The 12,580-nt window shown below is 38.3% G+C and carries 13 protein-coding genes and 1 pseudogene; 1 reads left to right on the forward strand and 13 read right to left on the reverse strand.

Annotated features, from left to right (window positions below; genetic code table 11):
• Positions 1 to 44 precede the first annotated feature (44 nt).
• Genes AA0X71_RS18695 through AA0X71_RS18720 form a run of 6 tightly spaced genes read right to left on the reverse strand, consistent with a single transcriptional unit; the run spans position 45 to position 5,688 of the window.
• Positions 45 to 1,139, reverse strand: a complete 1,095-nt coding sequence (locus AA0X71_RS18695; RefSeq protein WP_413356809.1) for a 4Fe-4S binding protein — start codon at positions 1,137 to 1,139, stop codon at positions 45 to 47.
• A gap of 26 nt (positions 1,140 to 1,165) precedes the next feature.
• Positions 1,166 to 1,969, reverse strand: a complete 804-nt coding sequence (locus tag AA0X71_RS18700) for a dimethyl sulfoxide reductase anchor subunit family protein (RefSeq protein WP_413356810.1) — start codon at positions 1,967 to 1,969, stop codon at positions 1,166 to 1,168.
• Complete coding sequence (locus AA0X71_RS18705; RefSeq protein WP_413356811.1) at positions 1,969 to 2,541, reverse strand: 4Fe-4S dicluster domain-containing protein; 573 nt, start codon at positions 2,539 to 2,541, stop codon at positions 1,969 to 1,971. The genes AA0X71_RS18700 and AA0X71_RS18705 overlap by 1 nt, the downstream gene beginning before the upstream one ends.
• Positions 2,542 to 2,555: 14 nt before the next feature.
• Positions 2,556 to 4,754, reverse strand: a complete 2,199-nt coding sequence (locus AA0X71_RS18710; protein WP_413356812.1) for a molybdopterin-dependent oxidoreductase — start codon at positions 4,752 to 4,754, stop codon at positions 2,556 to 2,558.
• Entirely contained in the window at positions 4,751 to 5,395 is a 645-nt protein-coding gene (locus AA0X71_RS18715; RefSeq protein ID WP_413356813.1) for a molecular chaperone, read from the reverse strand. Before AA0X71_RS18715 ends, AA0X71_RS18710 begins: the two co-directional genes overlap by 4 nt.
• A gap of 32 nt (positions 5,396 to 5,427) precedes the next feature.
• Positions 5,428 to 5,688, reverse strand: coding sequence for a hypothetical protein (locus tag AA0X71_RS18720; protein ID WP_413356814.1), 261 nt, complete (start codon positions 5,686 to 5,688; stop codon positions 5,428 to 5,430).
• Between the two features lie 755 nt (positions 5,689 to 6,443).
• Here AA0X71_RS18720 and AA0X71_RS18725 point away from each other — a divergent pair.
• A pseudogene (locus tag AA0X71_RS18725) lies at positions 6,444 to 6,924 on the forward strand (MFS transporter); the annotation flags it as partial.
• A gap of 343 nt (positions 6,925 to 7,267) precedes the next feature.
• Here the strand turns inward: AA0X71_RS18725 and AA0X71_RS18730 are convergent.
• From AA0X71_RS18730 to proC, 7 genes are all read right to left on the reverse strand, one after another.
• Positions 7,268 to 8,137, reverse strand: a complete 870-nt coding sequence (locus AA0X71_RS18730; protein WP_413356815.1) for an ATP-binding cassette domain-containing protein — start codon at positions 8,135 to 8,137, stop codon at positions 7,268 to 7,270.
• A 13-nt stretch (positions 8,138 to 8,150) separates the two neighbouring features.
• Positions 8,151 to 8,543: a GntR family transcriptional regulator gene (locus AA0X71_RS18735; protein WP_413356816.1), complete on the reverse strand. Its 393-nt coding sequence runs from the start codon at positions 8,541 to 8,543 to the stop codon at positions 8,151 to 8,153.
• A gap of 16 nt (positions 8,544 to 8,559) precedes the next feature.
• Complete coding sequence (locus tag AA0X71_RS18740; RefSeq protein ID WP_413356817.1) at positions 8,560 to 9,300, reverse strand: hypothetical protein; 741 nt, start codon at positions 9,298 to 9,300, stop codon at positions 8,560 to 8,562.
• Positions 9,301 to 9,314: 14 nt separating this feature from the next.
• Entirely contained in the window at positions 9,315 to 9,797 is a 483-nt protein-coding gene (locus AA0X71_RS18745; RefSeq protein WP_413356818.1) for a small multi-drug export protein, read from the reverse strand.
• A 435-nt stretch (positions 9,798 to 10,232) separates the two neighbouring features.
• Entirely contained in the window at positions 10,233 to 10,988 is a 756-nt protein-coding gene (locus tag AA0X71_RS18750; protein ID WP_413356819.1) for an SDR family NAD(P)-dependent oxidoreductase, read from the reverse strand.
• Positions 10,989 to 11,005: 17 nt separating this feature from the next.
• Positions 11,006 to 11,767: a VOC family protein gene (locus AA0X71_RS18755; protein ID WP_413356820.1), complete on the reverse strand. Its 762-nt coding sequence runs from the start codon at positions 11,765 to 11,767 to the stop codon at positions 11,006 to 11,008.
• A gap of 13 nt (positions 11,768 to 11,780) precedes the next feature.
• Positions 11,781 to 12,575, reverse strand: coding sequence for a pyrroline-5-carboxylate reductase (gene proC / locus AA0X71_RS18760; RefSeq protein ID WP_413356821.1), 795 nt, complete (start codon positions 12,573 to 12,575; stop codon positions 11,781 to 11,783).
• Positions 12,576 to 12,580 lie beyond the last annotated feature (5 nt).

The raw sequence follows: 12,580 nt of genomic DNA on the forward strand, positions 1-12,580 counted from the left end.
CAATCAGCGATTGAACTGCTCTCTTATGCATTGTATCTATTTATCTACTCTTTTTTTTGCAATAGGTAAACAAATTTTTCATTGAATATCGTCCCTTTTATCAGGGTCATATGAATATGTTTTTCGTAGCAAATTTCTGCACATAAATGACAGGAAACACATTTATTTGTTGATAAAATAATGTCTTCATTATCCAACGTAATGGCGTCTGTTGGACATAAGAAGGCGCAAGCACCACAGCGAGTACAGCTTTCTTTAATCTCTGGGATAGAAAACGTCATTTGTTCTTGTAAATCGGAATTCATTTTAAATGCATGAAATAATAAAGCTTTCTTATCTGTTTGAGTAACCGCATCCTTTAATACTTGTTCCACAACAGCATTTTTTATTTCATTCACTTCCTCAACCATATCTTCCATTTCATTTTGTTTCTGATAATATCGGTCAAACTTTTCAAAGGGAGATAATGTTTTATTGACTTTAAGCACTTCTTTGACTGTAATCGTATTGGTCTCCCTCGCCTCTTCCAGTAAAGAAGTTAGAAATCGTCTCCGAGAATGATCCATGGCATATTGAGAATTTTCTTCTATAAAAGTAGTACAAACCTGTAATGTTTGCTTAAGAGCACTCTCTGCTTCTTTTTTTTGTTTCATAAACCTATTTTCACCACCTGCCATCTTGCAATCTTGACAGAGGTTTGAATGATGAATAACTCTTACATTGGGAGCATTCACTCCAACATTGATCCAAAATTCAGAAGGAACCATCCCAAGACAAGGGACCTCAATCACATTGGATTGAGGATTTTCTTCTAAAGAAGAAGGGCATGCGATATACACATGCTCTTCTTTTTTTGCTAAACGCAATACTTGATTCATTAATTGAATAAGGGGAGGATGGTTCCACTTTAATGCATTTGTTGGACAGACTGATGTACAAAATCCACAGTTTAAACAAGATGGCTTTAGATGAATAGAATCTACTTGCCATTCAATGCTATTTGCTGGACAAGCATCCACGCAAGCTGTGCAGTTACTTGTCACAGCACGTACCTTTAAGCATTTATTGGAATCCACCTCGATTGCATCTAGTTTTTTCAAAAAGACATTGGACATTTTTCGAATCTGATCAAATACCATTATAACCTTCCTCCCTCAAACTATTCTTATAAATGAACTCCTGAGGAATAAAATAGCATTCTTCCGATAAATTCTGCTACGAAGAAACAAACAAAAATGAAGGAAGCAGACTTTATTGAAGATACCTTTTTATTTAAAATGGAATATCCAGAAATCGCAAATGCTAAGACTAAGAAGACCATTTTCGCCCAAAACAATGGACTAGTTAATAGAATAGAAGCTGTTTCCACCGACTCTGCATAGCCACCTTGTAGAATGGTTAAATTAATCACATTTACTAGGACTGCAATTGCCGCAATGATTATTGTGTAAAGTGAGAAGTCAACAAACTTCTTTTCTAAAACCGATACTAGTAATTGAATTAAGATTGGGCCTAGTAGTAAGGCAGTCAAAAAGAATGCTGCCATTGTCGTCCCATTATTCCAAGCTGGCACAGAAGGAATCGTATAAATCATTGCTGTACAAAGAATCGTAATAGCTCCCACAATAGTGCCTATCCAACCAAACGTTTGTTTCGCCTTTTGGTTTTTTGCTAAAAAGGCATAGGCAAATACAAATAGGATAAATGTTGGGAAGAATACGATTTCCCTTGTGAGCCATGAATCATTAAAGTTAAGAATTGCTTTGTAAGCTTCCAACGGATGTCCTAAGTGGAAAATGGACACAATAACGGCTACGACAGAGACTATCAAAATCGCCATTAAACTGATAGAACTAGCTTTCTTTGAAACTTTTTCCTTATAAGCATCCATGATAAATAATGCAGCGAAGCCACCGATAGCTAGTTGTGAAAGGAAAGTAAATACAACAAGCGTCATGCTATGTTCCACTATTGTTCACCCCTTACTACGCTAGTAGATGTTGGCAATACGAAGCGGGTAGAAGAACCCGTTATGCTCGAGTCTACAAAGGCTTTGACATCTGTCACAACAGCTGATCCAACCACATCATTTAAATCGATGATTGAGATAGCTTCCATTGGACAGGATGCCACACATACCGGATCTTCTCCTGCTTCAAGACGTTCTGAACACATACTACATTTATCCATCTTTTTCTTTATTGGGTCAAATTGTGGAACACCATAAGGACAAGCTGTTGCACACATTTTGCATCCAATACAACGAGATTGATCATGCTTTACAATCCCATTTTCAAGTTTTGTGTAAGCACCTGTTGGACAAGCTTTTGCACATGCCGGTTCATCACAATGGTTACATGCTGTTGAAATATAGCAACGTTTTGCTGTTCCTGTTAACATTTCATCTACTTCACGAACGAATCGACGATTGATGCTTGGTTCAAGGTCATAGAAACTTTTACACGAAATCGTACATGCGTTACAGCCGATACAGCGTTCCATATTAATTTTAAATCCTAATCTTTTCTCTTTTACAGCCATCCTTTAACCCCTCCCTACACTTTTTCTACATTGACAAACTGATCATGGAAAGCCAATCCAGCTTGACCTGTTGCGCAAGCACCCATATCCGCAGGTATTGCTTTCACTAAATAGTTCACATTAAAATTCTTGTCCTTATACCATCCTTCATAAATAACGACAGCGTCCTTCGGTACCGATTGGGTCACTTTTGCTTTAATTTCCACAAACCCAATATCGTTTGACACACTTACCATCGAACCATCACGTATTCCCTTTTCCTTAGCTAGAATCGGATGAATTTCCATATATGGGTCATTATGAACAGATTGCATCCATTCTAAATTTCCAAATTGGGAATGAAGGCCGTATTTCCAATGTGGTGATAACAAGCGAATCGGTGTTTCTTTTGGTACTGCCATCTCTTCTACATATACAGGTAAAGCATGATGACCAAACGAAACACTCTTTTGTGATACAAATTCATATTTTCCAGATGGTGTTCTAAATTTTCCATCTGCCCAAGCTGCGTCATAACCAGGAACTTTTACAGTCCCCTTCTCTAAAATATCCTTCCAAGTTTTAAAACCAAACTTTTCAATAAAGGCATCAGACATCTCCATTCCTACCCATTCTTCCATAGAACGCTTAGTAGGATAAGTACAGGAGCCCGGTTGCAATTCATTTAATCTTTTTGAAATGCCCATCGCTATTTCTACATCACACTTTGACTCATATAATGGATCTATGGCTGGTTCATTAATATTCATCCAGTAGTGCCAATAACTTGTATGAAGTCCCCAAGTTTCAAAAATGGATGTGACAGGAAGGACTAAATCTGACTGGTTCACCGTCTCGTTATACCAAAGGTCCGCTGTTACAACAAAGTCAATAGAATCAAAAGCTTTATAAGAAACAGAAGTTTCTGGATCCTGCGCAATAGGATTTCGACATGCGATCCAGAGCATTTCGATTGGAATTTCATTCGGGTCATTATTAATCGCCAATACTTGGGCAGGAAAATTATTAATGTTGATGGCACGATCTGCTTCACCACCGCTGCCCTCTGGCGGTGTTCCCGCAAGCTGTGCAGCATAGTTGTAACCCCAGCTATCTAGCTGTGCATAGTTTGCACCACCACCGACAACTCCGATATTTCCTGACATAGCTGCTAGAGCATCGATAGAACGAACAGCAGCTCCACCATTGGTGTGTCTTTGCATTCCATAACCAATCCAAATACTAGCTGGTTTTGCTGCTGCATATTCGCGAGCTAACCGTTCTATGACGTTCACTGGAACACCTGTTTTTTCAGACGCCCATTCCAATGTAATATTGTTACGAAGATAATTTAAATACTCATCATAGCCAATTGAATTCTTCTTCATCCATGCTTCATCATGAAGATTATGGTCTAAAATATATTTTGCCATCCCTAATGCTAAGGCACCGTCAGACGATGTTTTAATTTCAATATACTCATCAGCTTTTGCTGCTGTATCTGTCATTATTGGGTCAATGACAACAACTTTGGTTCCATTTTCTTTCGCCTTTTGAATAATACTCATCGAATGAACCGCGGTCCAAGCTGGATTTACACCCCAAAGGATTAAATAATTTGCTTTTACCATCATTTCTGGGTCTGAGTTAACAATCGTTCCGAAATCAAAGGTTTGAGAGTCAATTCCTGCTGGCCAGCACGGTGTTCCGGTTGCCCTTGTTGTATAGCCCCAGCTTGACATCATTCCTTCCACTCCATAAGATAAAGCGTTGAAATTGCCTGAGTATTTATTGAGTGCTATCGGTAAAGTCGATCCATGCTTTTCTTTGATTTCTAGGATTTTTTTTGAAATCATATCATAAGCTTCATCCCAGGAAATTCGTTCCCATTTACCAGAACCCCGTTCTTTCTGTTTCATTGGATACTTAATACGATCTGGTGAGTATACATAGTTCGGATATGTGAACCCTTTTACACATAAACGTCCATTTGTGTACGTATTATTTTTATTTCCTGTAATGAACTTAATTGTCCCATCTTCTACGGTAGAAACTAAGGAACATGTATCATAGCAATTTCGTGGGCAAGCCCCAAATACTTGTTTTGTCTGACCCGCTGCATGAGCAGTATTTTTATCAATCTTTTTAAAACTGGACGCTGTTGTCCCGATTCCGACAAGTGCACCTAATGCAGCAGAACCTTTTATAAAGGAACGCCTTGAAAATTTACTCATAATAAGTTACCTCCTTCATAAATCATATTTGCTTTTTCCTCCATTAAGAGTCCTTCCAGTAAATATGAAACAGCTATTAATATTGAATTCTCTGTATGTTCACGAACTAATCCGGCATGTTTTTCTATCCATTGAAATAAATGTTCCTGGACGAATGCTTGATACAATTGGTCGTACATTTCATTTTCGATACTGTTCTCTAATAAGTAACAAACAAACTCTAATTCAAGTGCTAAATGATCATCTGGATCTACATTTTTATTCGAAACGATCAGACCTGCTTTTTCATAGAATCTTCTTACAGCTAAGGTCTCAACCTGCATTAAAGCCCTATCGATATTTCGGTAAGTAGATTCATAAGGAGATGCCTGCAGACGAGTTGGTCCAACAAATAAACGATTGAAATCAAATTCTAGTTCTGCTAAATCTTCATCTGTGAGATGGGAAAGTAATTGAGAGCCTTTTTTAATTTTTTCATTTGAAAAGAAATTAATTTCATGACTTATTAGTTCGATTAATCCTTTCCAAGTTTCATTAGTCACATGATTGAGGTGACCTGCATAAAACTTTTGAAGAAATACATAAATTGTAAGCTTGTGCTTTACGATTTCTTCCTTAACCTGCATTTGTTGTTTGTTCATAGTTTCACAACCTTATCTACAAAATAATTAATTTAATGTCCTGAAAGACCTCCTCCACTAAATGCGCTACCGCCCTCTTCAATTTCCTTTATAATATTTGCTTGGAGTTGTTCTTCTTCAGTTGATTGCATATAGTCCTCTACTACATCTGCGTTTGGGTCTCCCACATACTCTTCATTTAAAGAACCACTGTTAACAGTCGGCTGAACTGTTTCTTGATTCGCTCCAGAACAACCACTTATAGATGATAAAAGAGCAACTAAACAGACTGAATATGCTAGTATTCTCTTCATTCATTAAACCTCCTCTTGTTTTCTTACTTGAATCTTATCAAACAAAAAATAAGGATAGGGAGTGTAGAAACAAACATAAATGCTTCCTTTTCAATGTAGAATATTACACTCGCTTAAAAACAGACTTAAAAACCCTTGGTAATACTGGGTTTGAGATAATAGTCTTAAAATTCTTAAAAATATGTATATTATTAATTGAGAATGATTATCGTCAAATTCTAGACACTTTTTGCATTTTAATGAAACAGGTTTTTCAACTAAAGGAATTTAAAAAACTAGAAATTATTTTGAAGAAATAAGGATGAAGGCGAAGGAATATACTGTTTTATTAGGAGTAGGCTGAAAAAAATTTATCAATCAAGAATAGTAACAAAACTTACAATTTAGGGCAAAACGTTTATAATCAAAAATAGTCTTGCTGGTTTCCCTATTCTTTTATTAATATTACTTTTTTCTGGAAATTTTAAAGTATGGCTATTTGTTCATAAAGATTGTAGTTATCGTAAAAATCCAAAGTCCGTTTTTTACACATCCATTACAAACAAGCATCCACTCTTTTTTCAAGACTGTTGAGCAAACCCTCTGCTATCAAGGATGTAGGAGTCAGTAATTTGTCCTTCATTAGCAATAAAGTTTGAGAAAAGCCTAAAATAAAATACATAAGGAGCTCCATATATGAAAGAAAATGAACTAACGAAATATGAATTTTTAGCAGAAGACCCAAATTTTAAGGTTATGCCGATTATGTTGTCGTTATTATTGGGGCTTTTTTTGCGATTTTAAATGAAACCCTGTTAAATATTACTTTGACTACATTAATGGGGAATTTGGTGTTTCATTACCAACAGTGCAGTGGATGGCCACTGGATTTATGTTGGTGATGGGAATTGTGATTCCTGCGTCAGCCCTGTTACTACAATGGTTTACGACGAGACAGCTATTCCTGGGAACGATGATCATATTTACCATTGGTACCATCATCTGTGCGATTGCGCCTACCTTCCCCATCTTATTTGTTGGTAAACTTATACAGACTTCTGGTACTGGTTTATTAATGCCCGTCATTTTTATGTGTTCTTACTTATCTTTCCCCCTCATAAAAGAGGTAAAGTGATGGGACTGGTTGAGCTTGTCATTATGTTTGCACCTGCCATTGGACCAACCATTTCAGGTGTTATTGTGCAATATTTAGGATGGCGTTTCTTGTATATTTGTGTGATTCCATTTTCACTTTTTTTATCTCTTTTGGAAAAAGCAGGGACAGTTCCAGTGTTTTCTGGGATGTAGACCTCTCCCTTCTTTGACCTCTACTCGTTATCACGCTAATAAATAAACGGAGAAATTTCCCTTATTTAGCAAATCCCATAAAAAAGAGCTAAAATAGACGGAGAAACTCCACTTATTAGCTCAAAAAATTCAATAATTGGAGATTTTTCACTGCATAAGCGGAAAATCTCCTGTTATTTACCACGATACGAGCTCCACTGAGGCATATTACCGGAATAACTCCGCTTATTTTATGTTTGCTCGTTACTCGATTAAGGGCAAGACATCTTATCCTTTCTACTTGACACCGACTTTATGCACCACGAGTAATGATAAACTCAATTACTTCTTCAATCGATAACCGATTAAGATGGCTGATTGAAATACCCGCTTTCTCTAACTCACGTTCCAGCAACGACACATCATCAGTCACGATTTGGAGAAGAGATTCATCCACCTTCATCACATGTGGATGACTCTTCAATGCTTCTGGAAGATGGGAAATCCAAAGTCTTGCCCACTTTTCATATATTTCATCTTTTTCAAACGTAGTAATAATTTTTCCTTGATCCAAAATCGTAATATAATCACATAATTGCTTCACTTCATCATTATTATGGGTGGCTAGAACAAGGCTCCTATCCCCAGCCTCCATATACTGCATCAAATCTTCCTTCATTTTCCGCTGTGAAATGATATCCACCCCTGCAGAAGGTTCATCCAATAGCAATATTTTCGCATTGTGGCAGATGGCAAAGATAAACTCAACCTTTTTTTTCGTCCCTTTTGAACACTTCTCAAACTTTTGCTCCGCATCGATACTGTATCGTTCAAACAAAAGCTTACAGTACTGATGGTCCCAGCTTGGATACCAATATGAAATCAATGAAGACAATTCTTTAATCGAGTAATACCCATATCGATCAAGTAATTCACCAGCATACCCTATTTCTCTCTTAATGTCAGTTTCTTTTTCAGTCATGGCTTGCCCAAAATAGTGAATCGACCCGCCATCAGCTTGAAGGAGATTCATCATCATTTTGAAAAGAGAAGATTTTCCGGAACCATTCGCCCCAATCACTGCAACCGATGTCCCTTCATCCACCTGTAGATCGATTGGTCCTAACGAAAACTTCTGGTAATGCTTTGTTAACCCTTTTATCTCAATCATTGAGGTGCTCATGTTTATCCCCCCATTATTTTCCATGAAAATGTCGGCTTAACACATCAGCGAAAATCGTTGACAAATCATCCTTCGTACACCCAACTTGTCTTCCTTGTTCAATCGCCTTTTCAAATGCATCATACACAACTTTTTGCTTCGTTTCTTCCTTCTGTAGCTCTTCAAGCGCTTTTACAAACGTCCCTTTTCCCTGAACGGTCTTAATATAGCCACTATTCTCTAGATTTTGATAGGCTCGTCTCGTCGTAATCACGCTGCATTGTAACTCACTAGCCAAGACGCGAATGGATGGGAGCGATGTTCCCGGCGCAAGATATCCACCTACGATAAGAGCTCTTAGTTGCATTTCGATTTGGTGATAGATCGGTTCTCTACTTTCCTCTGAAACATGAATCGGCAGTTTCATTGCTTCCCTGCCCCCCTTACCAGTAATCTTTTTTTGCTAATCTCATCATCAGTAATTTATTCCAAATCACTGAACTACCAATACCGATCAAGAGGGGAATAACAGCAACTAACCAGCCATGATTCTTAATAAGGAGCAATACCCATTCAACAATCCCTTGCTCCATAAATATATTGAAAAGAAAGATGATTAAGAGATAGACCAAGACTAAAAACCAAGCAAAAATATGCAGTATTTTCCCGTTTGTCCCGTATTCAATAACAGGATTCATTCCTCCTATTGCTAACGCATAACCAAACCAACACAGCATAAAGATCCAATACTCTGAATACGTCACATGATTAAAGAAACTGTCAGTTAAGGCAAACGTCATGACAACATAAAAAGTCACAGACATGACGACAAAAGTAATCATCATAAATACGATTCGACTTAACGCCAGAGTAGGAATTGGAATCGGCAATGTACGAAGGAGAGCCATTCGTTTGCTAAATGGATCCTCCTTTATCGTCTGAAAAGATAAATACGGTCTAGACATAAAGACCGCTGCAAACGATGGTGTTACTACGATAAATATCACATCCGACATGATATGATTATAAAACGGCGATTCTGCAACAAATAAATTTTGGACAGACTGCTCAAGAAGATTAGACGCAACGAGTCCCAAAAAGATGGTAACGACGACCGTGAAGGCCATCGCTATCCATTGTGTCTTTAGTTCATTTTTCACTAACCAAACTACTTGCTGAAACAAGCCATTTCCTCCTCTTAGTTAAAAAGATTTGGGCGATCTGCATAACCTAGGAAATCGATCCCGAAATGAACCAATACAGCAAAGACGATACACCAAATCACAATACTTGCAATCATCCAATAGGCCGTTTTCTTCTTCGTTCCGCCTAATGTCAGACCCACAAACGCAGTAATGTGACTTCCAACGACTAAAGGTCCAATAAGCGCTAATCCTGGCAAACCATACTTGTTCCAAAGGTTTTGTGCACGAATCATCCGTTTCCCAGATGCCTTCTCTTCCCCACCTTTTCGCTTCCGTCTCCATTCCTTAATATTATCCACGAAAGCAATTAATAATAAAACAGTCGTAACATTACCCACAATCGCAATAATAATAACTGCTAACGGAGACAGCCCCGCAATCATCGCTAATGCAGTCACCCCATACCCTTCAAAAAACGGTGCTGCCGCAAGTATAAAAACAAGGACATAAGCCCACAAATATTCGAATATATTCATTTCAAAATTCCCCCTATACTGTTATGGTGTTTATAAGAATATACACAGTATAACACTAGGTATAAATTGTTGTAAAGAGGGAAGGTAAAAATTCGAAAGTTTGAGCTATTACCAATTTCACATATGCACTTAGACAAAGCAGGGACAGTTCCAGTGTTTTCTGGGATGTAGACCTCTCCCTTCTTTGACCTCTACTCGTTATCACGCTAATAAATAAACGGAGAAATTTCCCTTATTTTGCAATTCTCATTAAAAATAAGATAAATAGAAGGAAAAATTCCGCTTATTAGCTAAAAAAAATCAAAAACAGTAGATTCTCCACTGCATTAGCGGAAAATCTCCTGTTATTTACCACAATATGAGTTCCATTGTTACTTATAACCGGAAAAACTCCGCTTAATTTACGTTTGCTGGCTCTTCTTGATTAAGACTCTTTTAAATAGATAGTCCTCCATCAATCGTGATATTGCTTCCATTCATGAAGGCCGCTTCCTCGCATGCTGCGAATAAAATCGTGTGGGCAATCTCTGAACTTTTTGCGAGTCGATTCATCGGTTGTCTAGCCAAGTACATCTCGAGCATTGCCTCTGGATCATCGGCATTATCAATCTTCGCTTGAACACCTTCAGTAATGGTCGTCCCAGGTGAAACACAATTGACTCTAATATTATCATCGAGACAATCCATTGCAATCGACTTCGTTAATGCTAAAACGGCACCTTTAGAAGCAGAATAGGCACTACGATTTTTATGCCCTTTTTCGGCTGCTACAGAGCCAACATTTACGATTACTCCGCCACCTTGTTTTTTCATCTCTTTCACCACATACTTCGATACTAAAAAGGTTCCTTGAACATTGACCAGCAACGTCTCTAATAAATCCTCTTCCGTGGTCGTTTCGATCGTTCCTGGTAGTACAACTGCCGCGTTATTCACGAGGATGTCGATCCGTCCATATGCATCAATTGCTGCTTGGACCATTTTCTTTATATCCGCTAACTTCGAAACATCTGCCTGAACAAAAATAGCATCCAAACCTTGTTCTTTTAAAATTTTTAACGTTTCTTCTCCTCGATCACTACGAGAATTAACGACCACCTTGGCACCATTTTTGGCAAATTGAATAGCCGTTTCTCTACCGATTCCTGCTCCTGAACCTGTAACTAACACGACTTTATTGGTAAAATCCATGAGTGCCTTCCCCTCCGTCACACAAATTTATATTCTCCTTCACCAATCGTGATTGATTTTCCTTTCAACTCGGGAACATCTGTATGAAAAATTAGTTGTTGCATTCGATTGAGTGGTCCTTGTTTAAATACAAAGGCTTGATCACTGACGATTAATTTTGCACCTTCTGTACTCTCATACTCAAATCCAAATAATTCCTGCCAATGCTTTGCAACAGCTACTGGATCTTCCACGTCAAATACGGCTTCCACAATCTGCACATCACCGACTGGATGCTCTTGAATAATACCTGAATCTATTAATCTTTCTCTTCGTTCATCATCATTACCCATCCACTGAATGACAAATGGATACGGCAATCCTTGAAAATCACCTGCAATCGTCATCATTTTCCATTCGATTACATTCCCTTGTGCATCCAAACGTTTTCCATCCATAATCGGAGACATATCTAATTGGAACGCCAATAACTGCTTCCGCACCGCTTCGATATCATCCGTTCTTAAAGCAACTCGACTCAGTTCCTCTCGAGCCGGCAATAATTTAACCGAATCCCGCACCACATCATTTGGCTCTTTCACGCTCTCTGCCAAAGCACGGTCCTCAACACCTAGAAACTCAATATAACAAAGATCAAAATAACTTAAAGCATTATAAGTTCCCCATTGCTTATGTGAACCACCGATAAATGCGACTAATCCCTTTTCGTTAAACCGATCTATTGCTTCCTGTAGATCATTGACATAATGAACTGTGTGATCCCATTTAATCCTTGCCATTCAAGGTCCCTCCTTACTCTTGTCCCAATTCTGTAGTACGATTCACTGCCTTTAGTACACTGCGTTGCAAACCGGCTGCAAAGTCCGAACTGTTCAACTCATGTAGGGCATTAATTCCAACGCCACCTGCAGAATTATTAATATCTAGTAGCTGACGAGGATGTTTGCCCGTTAGTTTGAGCATTTCAACCGAGCCGACAACATTCTCCAAAACAATATTCCAAGCTTGTTCACGGGACAAACCGGCTAATACACCAGCATCGGCAAACGATTCGATAAAATAATAAACGTAATTTGGTCCTGCAACCCCGAATCCTGTAAAAATATCAATCAATCGCTCTTCTACATACATTACTTTTCCAAAACCGTTTAAGAACTCATCCACTTGCTCTTTCGAGGCATTGCTATTTAAGGCAACCCCACTATATCCATAACCCGTATCAGTCAACGTATTTGGAATTACACGGGCAATCGCTCGTTCCTCCCCTATAAAGCTCGCCAACTTTTCCATCGTTACACCAGCCACAATCGAAACCACAACGGCATCTTTTCGGCCATGTTCACGAATAAGGGCCCCAACTGACGCCAAATCATCCTGTGGGCGAACACCAATCACGATAATGTCTGCTTGCTTCAAAGCATCAGCCTGATCAACACTTGCCATTACGTGATATGTTTCCATTAAATATGTATTTCTTTGTTCGGAAATATCCGCAACGGTAATTTCACTTTTACCGAACGTTTCATTTGTTAAAATAGCACGAATAATCGCTTCAACCATCTGGCCTCCACCGATAAAATGAATCATCTCGT

This window comes from Robertmurraya phoenicis (assembly GCF_047302285.1).
GTDB lineage: Bacteria > Bacillota > Bacilli > Bacillales > Cytobacillaceae > Robertmurraya.